The sequence below is a fragment of the Chryseobacterium gwangjuense genome (genome assembly GCF_021311115.1).
Taxonomy (GTDB): Bacteria; Bacteroidota; Bacteroidia; order Flavobacteriales; family Weeksellaceae; genus Chryseobacterium; species Chryseobacterium gwangjuense.
The window spans coordinates 605,188-625,272 of the sequence record NZ_JAJTNP010000002.1; the positions used below are offsets into that span (position 1 = coordinate 605,188).

Below are 20,085 nucleotides of genomic sequence, written 5' to 3' on the forward strand. Positions count from 1 at the left end.
ATTGACTTTTATATACTTAAGCGGCGAACCAAAGGTTCGCCGCTTTTATTATGTGCAAAAATATAAAGATTAATATGGATTCTATAAACAAGATAATGGTAAGCCTATACTAGATAAAAACAAAAAACCACTGCAATTACAGTGGTTTTTTTATTCAATTAAATTTTTTTAAAAAGATACTTCATTCACTTCTTTTCCTCTTTGGAAATTCATGTTTTTTTGTTTTCCTTTATAAGCAATAGTCACTAGGTTTATTTGCTTTGGAAAAGCGCTTAAAAGTATCGTATTCTTTATTTTTAAGGCACTGATATCCGAAACCCCGCCGGTTTCAAAATATACCCATACAGTTTCTCCGCTTACCTGACTTCCTGTAAAAGTTATTGTTTTAGGAGAACCATTGACGTACACATCAAAATTATTGTTCACATATTTTTTTACTTCTGCCTCAAATCCTGCTGTGTTAGGATTTATTTTAATGGCATCTGAAATATGATTCGTATTCATTTTTGTGGTAAACTTCAAGGTCTTACTTCCATCAATATAATCCACTTTCGTCATTGAAGAGAAAAAGTCTACATACATAAAACTCATTAACATAAAAAATGTTAAAATTCCTGATATATATAAAAGTTTTTTCATCTTAATTAATAGATTTACAATCATCCTTTTTTTGTATAAGTCACAAATAATATGCCAATTAAAAATTCACGCTTACAGAATATTTATCGTAGAAGGCTTTTATATGTGCTACTGCATCATCAGCAGTATCTACGACTCTGTAAAGATCGAGATCACCATCAGAAATCATTCCGTCTTTTAAAAGAGTTGCCCGGAACCAATCTAATAATCCACCCCAAAATTCAGATCCTACCAATACAATTGGGAACCTGCCTATCTTTTTTGTTTGAATTAAAGTTAAAGCTTCCGTAAGCTCGTCTAAAGTTCCAAAACCTCCCGGCATAACTATAAATCCTTGAGAATACTTTACAAACATTACTTTTCGTACAAAAAAGTAATCAAAATTCATCGAGTAAGACTTATTGATATAAGGATTGAAATGCTGTTCAAAAGGAAGATCAATATTGAGTCCGATAGATATTCCCTTAGAATTAAAAGCACCTTTATTACCTGCTTCCATAATTCCCGGTCCGCCTCCTGTGATAATTCCAAAACCTATTTTTGTGATTTTTTCGGCAATATCTACTGCCATCTGATAATATTTGCTTTCAGGTTGTAACCTTGCAGAGCCAAATATAGATACACAAGGACCTATTTTAGCAAGCTTTTCATAGCCGTCTACAAATTCTGCCATCACTTTAAAAACCATCCAGCTATCTTTAGTAATGGTTTCGTCCCAGTTTTTTTGTTTTAAACTATTGTGTAGCTTCGTTTCGTTAATATCAAATTCCGGATTTACCAGACTTTCGTCTCTTTCATTCATTTCCATGGCAATTATTTAAAATGTTTCTCGGCTTCTATTACGGATTCGGGTCTTCCTACATCTATCAAAATACTGTCATGCACAAAGCCATGTATATGCTCAGTATGCATAAGATCCAAATATTCTTCCATTACAGAAAATTTGCCGGTTCGTTTTATTTTATTAAAAATGCTTGGGTTTATACAATGAACACCACTAAAAGCAAGTGCTTTAAACCCTTTATTAAATTCAGCGAGTCTTTGTTCTCCTGTTTGCACATTCAGCCATCCTCTTAATACCATTTCATCGTTAAAAAGCAATTTTCGGGAGCTTTCTCGATCTGAAACTGCTAAAGTAGCAAAATCTTTTATCTTTTTATGATAACTCACCAATGCATTGATGTCTATATTGGTTAAAATATCCGCATTCATGATTAAGAAATCTTCTCCATGATCTAAAAACTTTCGTGCAAAAATTAAACCACCTCCGGTTTCCAGTAGCTCTTGGGATTCGTCTGAGATTTCAATTTTGCAGCCGAAATTATTGTTGTTTTTCAGAAAGTCAACAATTTGGCTTCCGAAATGATGAACGTTGATGACAAAATCTTGTATTCCGAAACTTTTAAGATATCTGATATTTCTTTCCAAAAGAGGAATATCATTCACTTTTGCCAATGCTTTTGGATGATGGTCTGTAAATGGCTTTAATCGGGTTCCTTTTCCTGCTGCGAAAATGAGAGCTTTCATATTTTATGGGTAATGAGTAATTGATAATGAGTAATTATTAGTGCTTTATAAATTATATAATTAACGAAGTTAAAAAGATTACTTATTGCACATTACTCATTACTTATAATTAAGTTGGTGCTGTTCATCGTGGTGAAGGCTGATTTCAACTTTTTCACCATATTTTTTTTCAATAAAATGAGCAATTTTTATTGCGGAATAAACGGATCTGTGCTGTCCTCCCGTACATCCGAAATTGATCTGTAGGTTTTCAAAACCGCGCTCTATATAATTATCAATATTAATGGAAACCAAAGCTTTGATTAATTCTAAAAACTTAGGCATTTCAGTTTGTGTTTCCAGATATTCCTGAACACCAATATCGTTTCCGGTCTGGATTTTATACTCTTCAATTCTTCCTGGGTTTAAAATTCCACGGCAATCGAAGGTAAAACCACCTCCGTTTCCGGAATCATCTTTAGGAATTCCTCCTTTTTTGTATGAAAAACTGTGAATGTCTATGTGTAACATTTTCTTTATTTATTTAAATTTTGAACAATAAAGTTCCAGATATTTATTATTAATTTATTTCGTTTTTTGTCATTCCGTAGGAATCTCAGCTTGGCTTTTTAGAGACCCTTCTTGAACTTTTGTTCGTAAACTTTCAGTTTATGCACAGGATGACAAATCTAATACTAACTACTTATTACAAAAAGTTAGCCTGAGTTTACCGAAGATTTTATTTATTCAATATTTCCTCAATTTTCAACTTAGTTTTTTCCAAATTTAGTTGTTCTATCACTTTTTCAAGTTCCGGATACTCTTTCATGTTTTCCCAAGTCTGTGCAAATTCAGTGATGTTTTCAATGCCTTTTTCAATGCTTGCAATGAAATGTTGTTTCTTCTGAATCAGTCCTCTGAAACCATAAGCTCCCAAAACCTGCAAGAATCTCATTAGTTGAATAGGTTTAACCGATTTTTTTAGTTGAATCTGAATGTCTTTATTTTCAAATTGTTGAATATAAAAAGCAAGCATCTCATTTTTGAAATTTTCAGGGAAATTTGCTTTTGCCTGAAATAGAAAAGAAATCACATCATACATCAAAGAACCTTTCATCGCTGATTGGTAATCGATAAAGGAAACTTCATTGTTTTCATTCACCATGATGTTTCTTGCCTGAAAATCCCGTATCATTATTCCTTTGGGTTCAAGTCCTTCGATAAGCTCCACGATTTTCTTAAATTCTTTTAGAAGGGTAGATTTATGATATTCCAGCTCAAGAACATCGGCAACAAAATTTTTGAAATAATACAAATCATGAGTTACCGGTAATTCGTTGTATTCTTCGTATTCAAACGTTTTGCTGTAATCTATTTTGTTCTGAGTCAGCGTCTGAAGCTGAAAAAGTTTTTCTAAAGTCTGTTGTACCAAAGCTTTTACATGTTCAGATAAGCTTTCTTGGGTAATGACGTCAGAAAGTGTTTTTTCTCCTAAAAATTCCTGAACATACATCTTTCTGTCATCAGAAATTATAAAAATACGGGGAGTATTCAGATCTAGTGTTGAAAATACCTGAGAGTAATAAAAAAAACTTTCATTCTCCTGAATGTTTTCATTGTAAGTAATGATGTATTTTCGGTTGTCGGATTGAGCCAAAAAATTCACCCTCGCAGAACCGCTTTGAGCCAAGGTGACGAACTCAGAAGATTTTTTACCTAGATAATTTTCAAAAAATCGTTTTGCGTTTTCAGAAATCATAATATGAAACAAATATACTAATTTACAGTCTAATTTTTATCTTTGCAATATGCTAAAGGATTTCAAACCGGTTTTAAGCATTTTACTGCGTTTCATCATCATTTATCTGGTGTTGCTGTTTGCTTATCAGTTCTATCTGAACAGTTTTAAAGAAACAGGACTTGATCCTTTTTCGCGAATGGTTGCAGAGCAGGTAAGGCTTGTTCAGAACAGATGGAATTTTCCGACAATGCTGTATGATGATATAAAAGGAGAGCAGGTTTGGTTTCATGTAAAAGGAAACTACGTGACAAGAATGGTGGAAGGCTGCAATGCCATTTCGGTGATGATCTTGTTTGTTTCTTTTATTTTTGCCTTCTATAAAGGAATTAAAACTTTCATCTTCGCCATTGCAGGACTGCTAATATTGTATATCATGAATGTTTTGAGAATTGTGGGATTGAATATTGTTGTGTCAGATTATCCAACTTATGGGAAAATGGTTCATGATTATGCATTTCCTGCAGTTATTTATGGGTCAGTGGTTCTCCTTTGGTTGGTTTGGATTAAATGTTTTGCATTAAAAAATGAAAATTCTTAGTTGGTTTTTGGTAATAGTCGGGATTTTCGGTCTTATAAGTGTGAGAATGCTTGAAGATAAATTATTCTATGATCCTTTTCTTACTTATTTTCATGAGGCTAATAAAAATATAAGTTTTCCTTCTTTCGAATGGTTAAAATTAATTTTCGGACACCTTTTTAGATTTGTTTTAAATCTTTTATTTTCCTGTTTAATTATTCAGTGTTTATTTAAAAATAAAGAATGGACAGTTCAGGGAGCGATTTTGATTGCCATGATTTTTGCCATCACTTTTCCTATTTATCTGTATTGTATTTATTCTCAGTTTGAAATAGGATACCTTTTTTCTTTTTATATGAGAAGGTTTGTCATCCAACCTTTGGCTTTACTGTTAATTGTCCCGTTGTTTTATTACAGAAAGCAGATGTTGTTGAAAAACTGATTATTCAGCGGTGTGTTTTTCGATACTGGTCACATTTTCAGGAGTCCATTGTACTCTTTTTATAAAATCTTTTTCACGGGCAGGGCAGTCTTTGATTTGACAAACAGGGCAGGAGATTGGCTTGCAATCATCCATATGAAAATTGAATTCAACGCTTCGTTTGGTATTTTGGGCTAAAAGAATAATAACCTTTTCCATTTCGCTATGCGCTTCACGAAGGCTGTAATACCAAGGGAGTGTAATGTGAGCATCTATATGAAGTGAAGACCCAAATTGCTGGATTTTCATATTGTGAACATCAATCCATTCTGTTCTTCTGTTTTCTTCCAGTACTTTTATGATCTGATTCAGTAAGTCGGGATCTTGTTCATCCATAATTCCGCTTAAAGATTTACGGACAATTTTGTAGCCGACAAAAATGATATAAGCTCCAAAAATCAAAGCTACGACCGAATCTAACCAGTAAAGTTTAGTAAAATAAACAACGATTAAGCTGACTACAACTCCAAGAGTCGTAATGGTATCAGATTGTAAATGTTTTCCTGAAGAGATGAGAACTAAAGAATTTTCATGCTCTCCTTTTTTTATAGAGATATACCCTAATAAATAATTGATAACTGCTGTTGCGGCAATGATGAAAATTCCCCAATCAAGTTTATTTAAAACCTTTCCTACAATTAAACTGTTGACTCCTTCATAGATAATCATAACTCCTGCAATGGCAATCAAAGCACCCTCAATTCCGGAGGTTACAAATTCTACTTTTCCGTGTCCGTAAGGATGGTCTTCATCTTTAGGTTTTGCGGCTAAATATAAAGAATAGAGTCCCATAAAAGCGCTGATGACATTTACAATACTTTCCATGGCATCAGAAAATACGGCATCGGAACTCGTAAGTTTCCACGCAATGATTTTTCCAATGAAAAGAATAATCCCAAAAACGGCGATGAGTTTTTGAAAGCCTATTTTATCTTTATTTGTAGTTTTCTGAACGTTCATAGGTTTGATAAAAAAAAGAATCTCAATTTTGAGACTCTTTTTATGTTTGTTAGTTTATACTAAGTTGTTTGCTACAAGGTATTCTGCGATTTGTACTGCGTTGGTAGCAGCTCCTTTTCGCAGGTTGTCTGCCACAATCCAGAGATTCAGTGTCTTAGGCTGTGATAGATCCCGTCTTATCCTCCCGACGAAAACGTCGTCTTTTCCTTCTGAATACAGAGGCATCGGATATTCGTTGTTCTTTACGTTATCCATTACCACAACTCCTGGAGTTTCGGATAAGATTTTTCTTACTTCATCAAGATCGAATTCGTTTTCAAACTCGATGTTTACACTTTCAGAGTGTCCTCCTTGTACGGGAACTCTTACGGCTGTTGCTGTTAAATTAAAGGTGTCGTCCCCTAAAATTTTCTTAGGTTCTTTCATTAATTTAATCTCTTCTTTAGTGTAATCGTCATCCGAAAATACATCACAATGCGGAAGTGCATTTTTGAAAATCTGGTAAGGATATACTTTTGCAATAGAATCGTCTCCGTTGATTTCTCCGTTTAATTGATCAACGGCAGCTTTACCTGTTCCTGTTACAGATTGGTAAGTCGAAACAATTACTCTTTTTAAATCATATTTTTTGTTCAAAGGTCCTAGAACCATTACTAATTGAATAGTAGAACAATTTGGGTTTGCAATAATTTTATCTTCTTTAGTCAATACATTGGCATTGATTTCAGGAACGACTAATTTTTTATCAGGATCCATTCTCCAAGCAGAAGAATTGTCGATAACGGTTGTTCCTGCTTCTGCGAAAAGCGGTGCGAATTCAAGAGAAGTATCACCACCAGCAGAGAAAATTGCAATCTCCGGTTTGGCAGCTATAGCGTCTTTCATGCTTACAATCGTAAATTCTTCCTGTTTATACTTCACCTTCTTACCTACAGATTTTTCGGATGCTACCGGAATTAGTTCGGTGATAGGGAAGTTTCTCTCCTCGAGAACTTTAAGCATAACTTGTCCAACCATTCCTGTTGAACCTACTACAGCTACTTTCATTGATTTAATTAATAATTATTTAAGTTAATATATTTATGCCCCGAAGACTCTTGTCCAAGGGAACGCGAATGCAAATAAGCCCACCGCGATCAATCCCATGATGACAACTCCTAAAGAAATTGTATCGTTAGATTTTACTTTTTTATTGACGATCGTCATTAAAACAGCAGCGATTAACATTGAAAATGGATGTTCTACATACTGGAATCTTAAAGCCGCATTTTTCATTACTTCCCCCATATTAAGTCCTTTTGTAAAATTAGTAACCAACATAATGATTCCCAATAAAAACTGAACGTGGAAGAAAATCATGGTGAAAAGTGTTGTTTTCTTTAAAAACTTGTTCACTTTTCCACTGAACCCGAACATAGTCGCTAAAAGTGCAATAACAAATAATGCTACCAAAAGCAATTCTAAGTACCCAAATCCTTTGTGGGCATTAAGCAAAATGTTGTAAAAATCCATATTTTGTTTTTTCTGTTTTTTCCGAATACAAATATAACAAAAATCCCAGCGATAAGCTGGGATTTAGTATTTTAAAATCTAAGATTGTCTTAGAAGTTGAATGATAATGTTGTAGACCATGTTCTTCCGAATCCGAAGTATACTCTGTTTGCATCAGCAATACCTTTGTACATATAACCAAGCTCTTCATATGTTTTCTTGGCAGTATTGTTTGAGCCGTCAGCTAATTTAGCCGGTGCATCTGTTGATTTAATGTTTGTTGCACCATCCTGGATATAAGTTGTATCGAACAAGTTATAAACATTCGCACCAATTGTAAAGTACTGATTTTGATTTCTCAATCTGATTTTGTAAGAAGCACCTACATTGAATAAGCTAAAATTAGGTAATTCTAGAGCAGTGTTACCTGGCTTAAGGAAATCTGCAACATTCAATGTTGAGTAGATATTTCCGGTATATTGCCAAGTTCCGTAAATCTTAAGATCGCTTACAGGGCTGATTGTTGTTCCCAATGAAGCTGTAGTTTGAGGAATACTGTTGTTACTGCTACCTCCCACTTTTACTTTGTCTAAGTATAAGACTGAAGTGTTGTTTCCATTAATGGCAACCGGAGTGTTGTCGTCTAGGAAGTTAGATCCTGTTGCATTTCCTTTGTATTGGTAATCTCCCCAAGAGAACATTCCATTGAATTCTACATATTTATTTAATCTGTAGTTCGCTTCAACTTCTACACCTTGGTGAAGCTGAGTGATTCCGCTAATTTCAGAGTAACCTGTATTTCCGTTGCCATCAATATTAGCGATGCTACCTCTTCTGTAGAATCTGTCTTTCCATTCAGTTCTGTAAAGGTTAACTTTTGCATTGAAGTTAGCAGTTTTAAATCCGTATCCTAATTCTACTGAGAAAATTTTCTCATTTGTTAAATTTGGATTTACCACCTGCTGATTACTAGGGTATACAGCACTCATCATTGGTTGCTTGCTATAATAACCAACATTTGCAAAAACGTTGTTGTTATCATTTATATTATAGTTTGCTCCCCCTTTAACGTTATAACCGAAAAGGTTTTTAAAGCCTGTTTTTCTGTCAATAACTTGTCCTTGTTGTTTTGTTCCCGGCTTGATAAAGTCATCGATTCTCTGATATCCTTGGTTAGAAATTGAACCTTGTAAGAAAGCAGATAATTTATCATTAGAATATTCTACTTGTCCGAAACCACTGTACCATAATACTTCACCATCATTACTGAAAGAAGCTCTGTCTTCCATTGGAGCATTTGACCCTCCAAAAGGATTCCATGTTAGTTTTTTATAGTCGTATACATTACGAAGAATGTTTCCGGTAGGTAGATTTTTGTTGGCAGCATCTGTATATCCTTTTGCTCCATATAAATCAGAAAGAACTTGGTAGTGGTATCCATAGTAATATCTATCGTCGGTACCAACAGAGAAGTTCCAGTTGTCATTGATTTTGTGCTGGAAGTTCATCAAAATACCATACCAGTTATGAGAGTTCACACTTGAAGTACGAACCAAAGTGTTTCCTGCAACGTTTGCTGTAGGATTTACTGCTGCGTTTGCTGCAAAAATGGCATCATAATTATAGTGCCCTTCGTTGTCGTAGAAAGAAGACATTCCTTTTCCTCCAACAGCACCAAGGTTTCTAGCTCCACCACCACGTCCGTTAGACATATAGGCTACCGTACTTAATGTAGATTTATCACTGATAGTCCAATCCCAGTTCATCATTATTACTGGTTTAGCATAATAGTTCATTGCATTAGCAATCGCAACTCTTCTTCCATTTTCGTCAGTACGGTATCCAAAGTCAGAATTGTATTGTCTGTATGGTGTTCCGTCATGATCAGGATTATACTTTATGAAATTGCTGATTGTTGGTGCAAAAGATCTCTGATCATGCCATTGTGGAGAAGACGTGATCATGAACTGTAGATTATGTTTTTTGCTTGGCTGGTAACCTAATGCAAAGAAATAAGTATATGATTCGTAATCAGTATTTTCAATATATGTACCTCCTGCTTGTCTTGCTAATAAGAATGAAGAAGACCATCCGTTTTGAGATTTACCAGTATTGTAAGCAAATGATGTTTTTAAATAATCATTATTTCCAATACCCAATCTTACAACACCTCCTTGTTTCATGTCTGCAGACTTGGTAATAAAGTTCATTGTTCCTCCAACTGAAGCGATTGCCAATTTAGAAGAACCTAGTCCTCTTTGTACCTGCATGAAGCTTGTCACATCTGATAAACCAGTCCAGTTAGACATGTATACAGTACCTCCTTCCATGTCATTAACAGGCATACCGTTTACCATTACGGCAACGTTCTTACTCTCGAAACCACGAATTGAAATTTGAGAGTCTCCAAAACCACCACCACCTTTTGTAGCATATACAGATGGAGTTGTGTTAAGTAATTCAACAAGCTCCTGATTTCCTTGTCTTTCAAGAATCTGTGCAGCTTTAATTGTAGACACTGCTACAGGCGTTTTTCTATCTTTAGCGATATCAGTAACACCTCTTAGAATTACCTCTTCAATGTCTTTAGACCTTGTGTTTTTAACAGTGTCTTGAGTCTGTTGAGCGTAATAAATACTAGCTGTTGATAATGTAATTACCGCAGTTAGCATTGATTTGTTGATTAATTTCATAATCGTTAGTATAGTTAGATTTAAATTTTATGCAAAATTCGGGAATTATTTTTTAACTATTATTAACTAACTATTAATTTTTATTCAATCTTAATAACGTTTATTCTATTGATAATCAATTATTTATGTTTTATGCTATGCATGGTATGAAAAAAATCATATTGTTTAATTGATAATAAACGGGTTTTCTTTTTGATAAAAATGCAATGATTTTATAGCGTTGCTTTTAAACTTAAATCAATGTTTTCGGCGGAATGCGTTAAGGCTCCGGCTGAAATAAATGTAACTCCTGTAGCTGCAATTTCTTTTAATTGTTCGCGTGTAATTCCTCCTGACGCTTCAGATTCGCAAGATCCATTGATCAGCTTTACGGCTTGCTTCATGGTAGGTACATCCATATTATCAAGCATGATTCTATCGACTTTTGCATTGATCGCCTCCTGAACTTCTGCAAGGTTTCTGGTTTCTACCTCTATTTTTAACTTCTTTTTATTCTTTTTAATATAATCCTTAGCCATTTTTACAGCATTCGTAATACTGCCATTATAATCAATGTGATTATCTTTTAGCATAATCATATCATAAAGACCATATCTGTGGTTGGTTCCTCCTCCGATAGCAACTGCCCATTTTTCACAAACCCTGAAGTTGGGAGTGGTTTTTCTTGTGTCTAAGAGTTTAGTTTTAGTTCCCACCAATCTGGAATCCCAATCGTGAGTAAGGGTTGCAATGCCACTCATTCTTTGCATACAGTTTAAAACCAATCTTTCTGTGGAAAGGATAGATCTTGCACTTCCGGTTACGATAAAAGCAACATCTCCAACTTTTACAGCGTCACCATCTTTTACAAAGGTTTCCACTTTTAAGTTTTTGTCGAAAGTTTTAAAAATAATTTCCGCCAATTCAACTCCGGCAAGAATACAGTCTTGTTTTACCAAAAGTTTAGCTTTTTGTTCCAGGTCTTTCGGAATGGTGGAAAGAGTAGAGTGGTCTCCATCTTGAATGTCTTCTTCTAAAGCATTTTTGATGAATTGTTTTAAAACTTTATCTGTAACGTATGCAGGTCTTTTCATTGGGTATGCTTTTAAGCTAAATCTTTATTATAAAATGCTCCTTTATTTTCCGTCATTTCCATAGATTGAGTAATGATGAGGTGAGCAACGGTTGTTAAATTTCTTAATTCCGATAATTGCGGTGAAAGAATAGAGTAGTGGTAGATTTCATCGACTGCTGCGGCGATTTCCTGATGCTTTTGCAAAGCCATGTTTAAACGGCGATTGCTTCTTACAATTCCTACAAGATCACTCATCATTTCCTGAAGTTGTTTTCTCAAATAGGAAATAATGACCATTTCATCCATAATTTTCATCCCTTCTTCATCCCATTCCGGTACGGCTTTTAGATCATCAAAGTTAAAATTATTTTCATGTAATAATTCAACGGTCTTCATTGCTGCGCTGTGTCCGAAAACCAAACCTTCTAATAAAGAGTTCGATGCCAGTCTGTTCGCACCGTGAAGTCCTGAATTGGTGCATTCTCCAACGGCAAAAAGATTTCGGATTGAAGATTGTCCGTCTCTGTCGATCTCAATTCCTCCCATGAGATAATGACAAGCCGGAACAACGGGGATCAATTGAGTAAAAGGATCAATTCCTTCGTCTTTACATTTTTTATAAATATTAGGGAAATGTTCTAAGAATTTTTCATGATTCATTTCTTTGCAATCCAATCCTACATATTCGTCTCCCGTAATTTTCATTTCGGCATCAATAGCTCTTGCAACAATGTCTCTTGAAGCTAATTCTTCACGCTCATCATATTTGTGCATAAATTTTTCACCTCTTTTTGTTCTTAATTTTGCTCCGTCTCCACGTACAGCTTCAGAAATTAAAAATAACATTCCGTCCATTTTGCTGTATAGGGCAGTTGGATGAAACTGATAGTATTGCATATTGGAAACTTTTCCTTTTGCTCTTGCCACAAAAGCAATGCCGTCTCCGGTTGCGATGGTCGGATTAGTAGTGTTTTTATAAACGTGTCCCGCTCCTCCCGTTGCAACTAATGTTATTTTTGAAGTGATTTTTTTAATCTGTTTAGAGTTCTCATCCAGAATATAAGCTCCATAACAATGAATGTCTCCTTCGTTCAATTCTTTTCCGGGAACGTGGTGCTGAGTAATAATATCGATGACATAATGATGATCAAGGATTTCTATATTTTCACTTTTATTGGCGGTTTCCAAAAGAGCTCTTTCGATCTCAAAGCCGGTGATATCTTTATGATGTACAATTCGGTTTTCAGTATGACCTCCTTCTCTTCCCAGTGCAAACTTTCCGTTTTTCATATCGAAGTTGGCACCCCATTCTACAATTTCATTGAACCTTTTTGGGGCTTCGGTAACTACCATTTCTACGACATCGCGTTTGTTTTCGCCATCTCCTGCCCGCATCGTATCTTCAATATGTTTTTCAAAATTATCTTTTTGAAAATCTGTGACTACAGCAAGACCTCCCTGAGCATATTTGGTATTGCTTTCATCTTCGTCAGATTTTGTTACGATAATTATTTTGGTGTCAGGAAATTGCTCAGAAACCTTGATGGCATACGAAAGTCCCGAAATACCGGAACCAATTACTAATACATCCGCTTTTATCATTATGCTTACTTTAGGTACACTGTCTAAATAATTAAATAAATTTAAACAATTTTTCGTTTGGTTTTCTTACTTTTTTCATGTGTTGGAAGTAGTCTTCTTCCGAGCGGTAGCCTAAAGCGAGGGTAACGGTTACTTTTTCGGATTCAGGATTTACTTCAAGAATTTCTTCTATGAGATCCTGGCGAAAACCTTCCATGGGGCAGGTGTCTATATTTTCAATCGCCGCGGCATACATTAAGTTTGCCAGAACAATATAAGACTGTTTTTCTGCCCAATTGAAAATTTCATCTTGCGTTTTTTGATTAATATGTTGGTTGATGCTGGTTCTGAAAAGGTCCAATTTTTCCAAAGGTGTTTCTCGTACTTCGGAAATATGCCTGAAATATCCATTGATATAACTATCATCAACTGTTTTTTTTGAAATAATTACAATTAAATGAGAGCAGGTGGAGATTTGAGAAGGGTTGTAAAATGCGGGAATCAGCTTTTGCTTCATTTCTTCACTTTCCACCACCAGAATTTTATAAGGCTGAAGACCAAGAGAGCTTGCCGATAATTTTCCCGATTCAAGAATATTGTGTAATGTTTCTTGGGGTATAATTTCGGAGTTAAATTTTTTTACAGAATACCTTCTGCTTAAAGCCTCTAAATAATTCATCTTACAAATTTAATAATTGGAGGTGAGAAAATGGATTTAAAAGACAAAAAATAAGGATTACTTCAAATTGAAATAATCCTTACTTTAAGATATAGATAATGGTTATTATTCTCTATTTTTTACGAGTACCCATCCAGAATATTTGAAAGGTCTACTTTTCTTGTCGTTTTCATTCCATGTTACAGAATACCAGTAGCTTCCCGTAGGAACTCTTCTTCCAAGGGTTGTTCCGTCCCATTTGTAGTTGTTTGATTTGTCTCCTTGGTGGATTTTTACTCCGTATCTGTCGAATACACTGAACACAAGGTTCTGCTTATGTGCTAACGCAGAATAATCAATTACATCATTTACTCCGTCTCCGTTAGGTGTAATTACATTAATCAGATTAGGGACAACAACGTCTATTACAATAGGTTCGCAATCATAAGCATCTTTTACATAGACGGTATTGTCACCTCTTGGTATGTTATTGAAAACATTAGAATCCTGCCAGTTGATGTTGTCTATGGAATATTTGTAAGGAGCTGTTCCTCCTGTCGCATAGATCGTAATGGTATTATAGGTAATATCAATACTTGAAACAACAGGTTGTTCTGAAGGGAATACTTTTACTGTTTGTTTTGTCCAGCATTCACCAGTTTTTAATTTTACCCAATATGTGCCTACCGTTACACCCGAAATCGACTGTGTTGTTGCACCTGTGCTCCACTGATATCCATCAAAATCAGGACCTGCATCTAATGTTGTTTTGTCTTCGAAGCAGATAATTTTGTTTTTTAACACTTTTGAGAAGTTAGGAGGAAATACTTCAAGGGTAATTTTTGCAATTTCAGAACATTCGTAAATGTTGCTTACCGTTACATATACTACACCGTTTGGTGCAACATAGTGATCAGGATTTAAAATTTCATTCGTTCCGTTTTGTGCATCAGTTAATGAAGGGTAATATTTTTTAGTAACACCTGAGGTAGTGGTTACTGGTGCTGTTGTCAAATTGAAAAGCCCTGTTGCAGTATTGTCTTCAAGGAAACAAGATCTTAAGGTAGCATTGGTTACACTTACTGTAGGTGCAACGTTTAAGGTGATTTTCGCGTCATTATTATCACACAATACTGAGGTAGGATCTTTTATCACTACTGAAATACTTGTCGTTGCGTTATATTGAAAATGAGTAGGATTGGCAATTGGAGTTCCGCTTCCTGTAACATAGTATGTGAAAGTATAATTTGCAGGAGTTGCTGTAAACTGAGAGTTCAATGATGTTAAATCAATAGTTGAGGTCCCTGTAGAATCCGGGCAAATAGTTTTGGTAATTGTAGTTGCTATTAATGGAATCTTATCTACATATACTTTTACATTTTTAATAGAATGTCTTGATCTAGCACCTCCGGTTGAAGCTGAGAATCCAAAATATCCGACAGTCATTGCAGCTGCAGCACCTGAAGGAGCAAAAGACTGGTTACAGATTAATGTACCGTCAAGAGTTATTTTTACAATCCAGTTGGCAGGAGCGGCAGGATCTACTTCTCCTGTTACTTCAACATGTTTATAGGTTGCTCCTCTGAAATTTTGAGTAGGGTTAAGATCGGCCGAGTGAAAAGAACTTCCGGGAGTATTAAAATATTCAACATTATTACTATCCGTTGTATTGGCAACCTGTCCGTAAGCTACATGTATCTTACTCATTTGAGCCGTGGTTGTATTGTTGTAAGTATCAAACCCGACAATAAACCCGACTGCATTTTGTGAAACTCCGATTCCGGAACCTAATACACTAGCTACAGGAGGATTCGCCAGATACCAGAATGCAATACCGTCTCCGTTATAACTTTGGGGTGAATCTATCCTGAAATCGAACTCTACTCTCCATTTGTCACAGTATTTTAAGTTAATGGGTTCGTTTAATCGTATAGACCCGGATTGATTGTTAAGATCCGGTGTAAGCTGAATAAAATCTGTATTGACTACGGTAGGGGAGACCATCGTCCATCCTGTCGTATTTACAGGGTTTCCTGCTAGCTGATACGTTTGAGCAGATACTTTCTGAGGAATTATTGAAAGAAAGGCTAAACAGCCTAAAAGTAGAAATTTTTTCATATGCTGAATGCTATTTTTGAGGGGGATTTTAAAACTATTTTCAGAATAAAAGGGCACCCCAAAAGATGCCCAAAAAAATTATTCTCTATTTTTTACCAATACCCATCCGTTATACTTTGTTTGAGTATTGTTTTTATCATTTTCATTCCAAGAAATGCTAAACCAGTAAGTTCCTGTGGTTAGTTTTTTGCCACCTGAAGTTCCGTCCCATTTGTAATTTCTTGTTTTGTCGGCTTCAAATTTTTTGTTGCCGTATCTGTCATATACTATAAAGTTTAAATTCTTTTTATAAGCCAAAGCGCTATAGTCTATGAAGTCATTGATGTTATCTCCGTTTGGAGTAATTGCATTAATTAAATTGGGAACAGTTACCTGTATTTGTACGGGTTCACAATTATAAAAATCTTTTACAAAAATTTTATTTTCTCCTCTTGGAAGACCTGTAAATACATTAGAATCCTGCCATTTAATACCGTCTAAAGAATATTGGTAAGGAGCACGTCCTCCAGAAACATTTACAGTGATGGTATTGTTTACAATATCTAAACTTGTAATTACAGGGTCTGTTGCAGCATTTACCCTTACAATTTGTTTAGTAATACAGTTTCCGGTTTTTAGTTTTACCCAATATAGTCCTACTACAACATTTTGAATTGTTTGTGAAGTTTCACCTGTGCTCCATTCATAACTTGCAAATCCTGGACCTGCATCCAATGTTGTTTTGTCATCAATACAGATGGTTTTGTCTTTAAGAACAGAAGAAGTTACAGGCGCTATTACCGTTAATCTTATTTTCTTGATAATATAACAAGAATTTTGTCCTTTTATCCTTACATATACTTCTCCATTTCCTGATACATAAGCTGTTGGATTTGCAATCGGGTTGGTTTCGTTCAGAGCATCAGTTAATGTAATATAATATTTTTTTGCAATACCTGCTTCAGTTGAAACATTTGCTGTTCCTAAATTGAAAGTAGCTGTAGCTGGATTTTCCTCAATGAAACAAGATTGTAATGAAGCATCATTAGAGACTGGCAAAGGAAGGAAGCTTAATGTGATTTCCGCATTTCCTGTACAGCCTTGAGGAGTTGTAACCTTTACATATACTTTTCCCGGTGCTGAAACATAAGCATTAGGAGTAGTGATTTCGTTTACACCTGCCGTTAAATCTGCTAATGTTCTGTAATATTTTTTTACGACACCAGGTACACCTGTTACAGGTGCGTTGTTTAGATTGAAGGTTGCTGTAGTTGCATTGTTGTTATTACACTCGCTCAACGTGACATTGTTTGCCGTAAATGGAGATAATGTAAGCTGTATTTTTCCATCTGGGTTATCACATAGAATGGCTGAATTATCTCTTACAATTACATTTACAGTAGTATTGGCGTTGAATTGATAATTCGTCGGGTTAGCAACAGGTACTCCGCCTACTACATAACTAAAAGTATAATTAGCAGGATTAGTTACAAACTGGCTATTGTAAGATGTTAAATTTACTGAAGCATAACCTGTGCTTGGATTTGGACAAAAAGTATCTGTAACAGAAGTTTTGTTCAGAGCAACTTTGTCCATGTAAATTTTTGCATTTTTAATAGAATGTCTTGATCTTGCACCTCCGGTTGAAGCCGAAAATCCGAAATATCCCTGCGTCATTGATGCTGCTGCGCCCGAAGGAGCAAAAGACTGATTGCAGATTACAGTACCATCAAGTGTTATTTTTATAATCCAGTTCGCAGGAGCGGCAGGATCTATCTGACCGCTTACCTCTACATGTTTAAACGTTGTTCCTTGAAAAGGCTGAGTCGCATTAAGATCTGCTGAGTGAAACGAGCTTCCAGGAGTGTTGAAAAACTCAACATTATTGGTGTCTGTTGTGTTGGGTACCAATCCGTACGCAACATGTACTTTGCTCATTCCTGAACTTCCAGTAGAATTATTAAAAGTATCGAAAGCTACAATAAGACCTACTGCATTTTGAGAAACTCCAATTCCTGAACCTAATACACTTGTTACAGGTGGATTAGCTAAATACCAAAACGCAATACCATCTCCATTGTACGTCTGGTTTGAGTCCATTCTGAAATCAAATTCTACCCTCCATTTGTCACAATATTTTAAGTTGATGGGGTCATTGAGTCGTATAGAACCTGATTGGTTATTAGTATCGGCTGTAAGCTGGATAAAATCAGTATTTACTACTGCAGGAGAAACTAAGGACCAGCCTGCCGTATTTACCGGATTTCCCGTAAGCTGATATGTCTGGGAGAAGAGGTTTCCAGAGATACATAATAGGATTATCGATAAATAAGATAATAAAATTTTATTCATTGAAGAGGAAATTAAGTTAAACGTGTAAATATATTAAATCTTGTTGATATAATGTTTATTTGCTGTTAATTTTATCTAAAATGATATTTATTTATCAATATATAATAAAACAGAAAGAAAGGTTAAAATCTGTTTTAGTTTTAAATAAAAACGGGTTTAAAAGAGAGAGTCATTTTCAAGACTTTCAAAGTAAGCGTCTATTTCTAAAGAGTTGGAATTGGCTGCCGCAACAGCAAGTTTATCACAGAGCTCATTTTCAAAATGACCTGCATGACCTTTTATCCAATGCATTTTGGGTTTATGCAGGTTGTAAAGTTCAATGAATTTTTTCCACAGGTCGGGGTTTTTTACATTCTTCCAGCCTCTTTTTACCCATCCTGATATCCAGTTTTGATTCACTGCATCAGCTACATATTTGCTGTCAGTATATACATGGATGTCATTTTCAGTGGATTTTAATTTTTCCAGGGCAGTGATAACGGCCAGAAGTTCCATCCTGTTGTTGGTGGTTTTTCTAAAGCCTTTAGAAAATGTTTTTTGATAATTTTTTTCAGGAACGCGCATAAGGATTCCATACCCTCCTTTTCCGGGATTTCCACTACAAGCTCCGTCGGTATAAATTTCGATTTTCAAATTTCTCTGTTCTAAATCTTAAAAAGGAAAGTCATCATCTTCATCAAAATCATTCATCGAAGATCCTGAAACTTGAGAACTGCTTGGTAGATCAAACGCTGCTCCAGGCTGAATAGTTGTTTTAATTTTATCAAAACCACTAGGCTCGTTTGATCCGAAACCAGAAGGATATCCTCCGGCTCCTCCATCAAAGGCAGCTTCAATATCACCGAATTTTGCAAAGTGCTTCAAGAAAGATAATCTAACATCGGCAGTTGCACCGTTTCTGTGCTTTGCAATGATAAGCTCTGCCTGGTTTTCTGTTGAGGTTTCCTGTCCTTCCTCATCATTATCCCAAACCGTAATTTTATAATATTCAGGTCTGAAGATGAAAGATACAATATCCGCATCCTGCTCAATCGCTCCGGATTCCCTCAAATCAGAAAGCTGAGGTCGTTTTCCAGGGCGGGTTTCCACACTTCTGGATAACTGGGAAAGTGCAATTACAGGTACATTCAATTCTTTAGCAATCGCTTTTAGGGAACGTGAAATCATGGAAATTTCCTGTTCTCGGTTTCCTCCTCCTTTTCCGCCACCACCTGCAGTCATTAACTGGAGGTAATCGACCATGATCAGTCTTACACCATGCTGCATTACCAATCTTCGGCATTTTGCACGGAAATCGAATATGGAAAGTGAAGGAGTTTCATCAATATATAAAGGAGCATTTTCCAGTTCTGATACGTTGGAAAATAATCTCTGCCATTCTTCATCATCCAGCGTCCCTTTTCTTAATTTTTCTGATGAGATTCTTGTTTCTGATGCAATCATCCTTGTGATAAGCTGTACAGAAGCCATCTCGAGAGAGAAAAGCGCCATAGGAATTTTGTGTCCTACTGCAATATTTCTTGCCATGGAAAGAAGAAATGCTGTTTTTCCCATTGCGGGACGTGCTGCAATGATAATAAGGTCAGAATTTTGCCAACCTCCGGTTTCTTTATCAATATCTCTGAATCCGGAAGGCACCCCTGAGATTCCTTCTTTATCTTTTAATGCTTTGATTGTGTCAATGGCTTGTTTTACCAATGAGTTTGCTGTGTCAAACCCCTTTTTGATGGTTCCGTTTGTGATTTCAAAAAAGGATTGCTCTGCTTTGTCTAAAAGTTCGAAAACATCTGTAGACTCTCTATATGAAGAATCAATAACATTTGCAGAAACGTTGATTAAGCTTCTTAAAATGTATTTTTCAAGAATAACACGAACATGATATTCAATATGGGCAGAAGAACTTACGCCCATCGTTAGATCGATAATATAATGATCACCACCTGCTGAAATCAGCTTGTCTTCTTTTTTAAGATTCTGAATAATCGTCATCAAATCGACAGGGTGGTTTCCTTCGTAAAGTTTTAAAATGGTAGAAAAAATAACCTGATGTCTCGGATCATAAAAAACTTCAGGAGTCAGCAAATCAATAGAGTGATCCAGTCCTTTTTTATCAATTAAAAAAGTACCAATAACCAATCTTTCAAAATCTACTGCATTAGGAGGCATTTTTCCATCAGCAATTGACAGCTCTTTCGCAAAGTTTCCGTGGGTAAGAGATGATAATGTTTCTTTCTGCGCCATAATATGCAAAGATA

General features: G+C 35.5%; 18 protein-coding genes. 2 read left to right on the forward strand and 16 right to left on the reverse strand.

Going from position 1 to position 20,085, the window contains the following annotated elements; genetic code table 11:
- Positions 1 to 168 precede the first annotated feature (168 nt).
- From LV842_RS06235 to LV842_RS06255, 5 genes are all read right to left on the reverse strand, one after another.
- Positions 169 to 639, reverse strand: a complete 471-nt coding sequence (locus tag LV842_RS06235; RefSeq protein WP_233110591.1) for a DUF6702 family protein — start codon at positions 637 to 639, stop codon at positions 169 to 171.
- A gap of 58 nt (positions 640 to 697) precedes the next feature.
- The gene (locus tag LV842_RS06240; protein WP_394801199.1) at positions 698 to 1,447 is read right to left on the reverse strand and encodes an LOG family protein; all 750 of its coding nucleotides are present in this window, start codon (positions 1,445 to 1,447) and stop codon (positions 698 to 700) included.
- A 5-nt stretch (positions 1,448 to 1,452) separates the two neighbouring features.
- A complete protein-coding gene (locus LV842_RS06245) occupies positions 1,453 to 2,166 on the reverse strand; it encodes a nucleotidyltransferase family protein (RefSeq protein WP_233110592.1) in 714 nt (237 codons plus the stop codon).
- Between the two features lie 99 nt (positions 2,167 to 2,265).
- Entirely contained in the window at positions 2,266 to 2,676 is a 411-nt protein-coding gene (locus LV842_RS06250) for a RapZ C-terminal domain-containing protein (protein ID WP_233110593.1), read from the reverse strand.
- A 208-nt stretch (positions 2,677 to 2,884) separates the two neighbouring features.
- Positions 2,885 to 3,904: an aminoglycoside phosphotransferase family protein gene (locus LV842_RS06255; protein ID WP_233110594.1), complete on the reverse strand. Its 1,020-nt coding sequence runs from the start codon at positions 3,902 to 3,904 to the stop codon at positions 2,885 to 2,887.
- A gap of 49 nt (positions 3,905 to 3,953) precedes the next feature.
- On the opposite strand from LV842_RS06255, the gene xrtF reads away from it, so the two are divergent.
- A complete protein-coding gene (gene xrtF, locus LV842_RS06260) occupies positions 3,954 to 4,484 on the forward strand; it encodes an exosortase family protein XrtF (protein WP_233110595.1) in 531 nt (176 codons plus the stop codon).
- On the forward strand, positions 4,471 to 4,905 hold the full coding sequence (locus LV842_RS06265) for an exosortase F system-associated membrane protein (RefSeq protein ID WP_233110596.1): 435 nt from the start codon (positions 4,471 to 4,473) through the stop codon (positions 4,903 to 4,905). The genes xrtF and LV842_RS06265 overlap by 14 nt, the downstream gene beginning before the upstream one ends.
- Here LV842_RS06265 and LV842_RS06270 read toward each other — a convergent pair whose 3' ends face one another.
- The 11 genes from LV842_RS06270 to dnaB all read right to left on the reverse strand — a co-directional run bounded on the left by LV842_RS06270 (position 4,906) and on the right by dnaB (position 20,071).
- A complete protein-coding gene (locus tag LV842_RS06270; protein WP_233110597.1) occupies positions 4,906 to 5,904 on the reverse strand; it encodes a cation diffusion facilitator family transporter in 999 nt (332 codons plus the stop codon).
- 54 nt (positions 5,905 to 5,958) lie between these two features.
- On the reverse strand, positions 5,959 to 6,951 hold the full coding sequence (locus LV842_RS06275; RefSeq protein ID WP_233110598.1) for an aspartate-semialdehyde dehydrogenase: 993 nt from the start codon (positions 6,949 to 6,951) through the stop codon (positions 5,959 to 5,961).
- Between the two features lie 33 nt (positions 6,952 to 6,984).
- Positions 6,985 to 7,416 (reverse strand): hypothetical protein, encoded by a 432-nt coding sequence (locus LV842_RS06280; RefSeq protein ID WP_233110599.1) that lies wholly within the window; start codon positions 7,414 to 7,416, stop codon positions 6,985 to 6,987.
- 89 nt (positions 7,417 to 7,505) lie between these two features.
- Entirely contained in the window at positions 7,506 to 10,088 is a 2,583-nt protein-coding gene (locus LV842_RS06285; protein ID WP_233110600.1) for a TonB-dependent receptor, read from the reverse strand.
- A 212-nt stretch (positions 10,089 to 10,300) separates the two neighbouring features.
- Positions 10,301 to 11,161, reverse strand: a complete 861-nt coding sequence (nadC, locus tag LV842_RS06290) for a carboxylating nicotinate-nucleotide diphosphorylase (RefSeq protein ID WP_233110601.1) — start codon at positions 11,159 to 11,161, stop codon at positions 10,301 to 10,303.
- A gap of 11 nt (positions 11,162 to 11,172) precedes the next feature.
- Positions 11,173 to 12,744 (reverse strand): L-aspartate oxidase, encoded by a 1,572-nt coding sequence (nadB, locus tag LV842_RS06295; protein WP_233110602.1) that lies wholly within the window; start codon positions 12,742 to 12,744, stop codon positions 11,173 to 11,175.
- A 31-nt stretch (positions 12,745 to 12,775) separates the two neighbouring features.
- Positions 12,776 to 13,402 carry an NAD(P)H-dependent oxidoreductase gene (locus LV842_RS06300; protein ID WP_233110603.1) on the reverse strand — a complete coding sequence of 209 codons (627 nt, stop codon included), beginning with the start codon at positions 13,400 to 13,402 and terminating at the stop codon, positions 12,776 to 12,778.
- Positions 13,403 to 13,507: 105 nt separating this feature from the next.
- Entirely contained in the window at positions 13,508 to 15,499 is a 1,992-nt protein-coding gene (locus LV842_RS06305; RefSeq protein WP_233110604.1) for a T9SS type B sorting domain-containing protein, read from the reverse strand.
- A 78-nt stretch (positions 15,500 to 15,577) separates the two neighbouring features.
- The gene (locus LV842_RS06310) at positions 15,578 to 17,830 is read right to left on the reverse strand and encodes a T9SS type B sorting domain-containing protein (protein WP_233110605.1); all 2,253 of its coding nucleotides are present in this window, start codon (positions 17,828 to 17,830) and stop codon (positions 15,578 to 15,580) included.
- A 156-nt stretch (positions 17,831 to 17,986) separates the two neighbouring features.
- Positions 17,987 to 18,463, reverse strand: a complete 477-nt coding sequence (gene rnhA / locus LV842_RS06315) for a ribonuclease HI (RefSeq protein ID WP_233110606.1) — start codon at positions 18,461 to 18,463, stop codon at positions 17,987 to 17,989.
- Between the two features lie 18 nt (positions 18,464 to 18,481).
- Positions 18,482 to 20,071, reverse strand: a complete 1,590-nt coding sequence (dnaB, locus tag LV842_RS06320) for a replicative DNA helicase (protein ID WP_233110607.1) — start codon at positions 20,069 to 20,071, stop codon at positions 18,482 to 18,484.
- Positions 20,072 to 20,085: the final 14 nt, after the last annotated feature.

What these genes read in the sequence shown, in the direction of transcription:
- LV842_RS06235 (WP_233110591.1), bottom strand. Translation starts at nt 639, where the DNA reads ATGAAAAAACTTTTATATATATCAGGAATTTTAACATTTTTTATGTTA.
- LV842_RS06240 (WP_394801199.1), bottom strand. Translation starts at nt 1,447, where the DNA reads ATGGAAATGAATGAAAGAGACGAAAGTCTGGTAAATCCGGAATTTGAT.
- LV842_RS06245 (WP_233110592.1), bottom strand. Translation starts at nt 2,166, where the DNA reads ATGAAAGCTCTCATTTTCGCAGCAGGAAAAGGAACCCGATTAAAGCCA.
- LV842_RS06250 (WP_233110593.1), bottom strand. Translation starts at nt 2,676, where the DNA reads ATGTTACACATAGACATTCACAGTTTTTCATACAAAAAAGGAGGAATT.
- LV842_RS06255 (WP_233110594.1), bottom strand. Translation starts at nt 3,904, where the DNA reads ATGATTTCTGAAAACGCAAAACGATTTTTTGAAAATTATCTAGGTAAA.
- xrtF (WP_233110595.1), top strand. Translation starts at nt 3,954, where the DNA reads ATGCTAAAGGATTTCAAACCGGTTTTAAGCATTTTACTGCGTTTCATC.
- LV842_RS06265 (WP_233110596.1), top strand. Translation starts at nt 4,471, where the DNA reads ATGAAAATTCTTAGTTGGTTTTTGGTAATAGTCGGGATTTTCGGTCTT.
- LV842_RS06270 (WP_233110597.1), bottom strand. Translation starts at nt 5,904, where the DNA reads ATGAACGTTCAGAAAACTACAAATAAAGATAAAATAGGCTTTCAAAAA.
- LV842_RS06275 (WP_233110598.1), bottom strand. Translation starts at nt 6,951, where the DNA reads ATGAAAGTAGCTGTAGTAGGTTCAACAGGAATGGTTGGACAAGTTATG.
- LV842_RS06280 (WP_233110599.1), bottom strand. Translation starts at nt 7,416, where the DNA reads ATGGATTTTTACAACATTTTGCTTAATGCCCACAAAGGATTTGGGTAC.
- LV842_RS06285 (WP_233110600.1), bottom strand. Translation starts at nt 10,088, where the DNA reads ATGAAATTAATCAACAAATCAATGCTAACTGCGGTAATTACATTATCA.
- nadC (WP_233110601.1), bottom strand. Translation starts at nt 11,161, where the DNA reads ATGAAAAGACCTGCATACGTTACAGATAAAGTTTTAAAACAATTCATC.
- nadB (WP_233110602.1), bottom strand. Translation starts at nt 12,744, where the DNA reads ATGATAAAAGCGGATGTATTAGTAATTGGTTCCGGTATTTCGGGACTT.
- LV842_RS06300 (WP_233110603.1), bottom strand. Translation starts at nt 13,402, where the DNA reads ATGAATTATTTAGAGGCTTTAAGCAGAAGGTATTCTGTAAAAAAATTT.
- LV842_RS06305 (WP_233110604.1), bottom strand. Translation starts at nt 15,499, where the DNA reads ATGAAAAAATTTCTACTTTTAGGCTGTTTAGCCTTTCTTTCAATAATT.
- LV842_RS06310 (WP_233110605.1), bottom strand. Translation starts at nt 17,830, where the DNA reads ATGAATAAAATTTTATTATCTTATTTATCGATAATCCTATTATGTATC.
- dnaB (WP_233110607.1), bottom strand. Translation starts at nt 20,071, where the DNA reads ATGGCGCAGAAAGAAACATTATCATCTCTTACCCACGGAAACTTTGCG.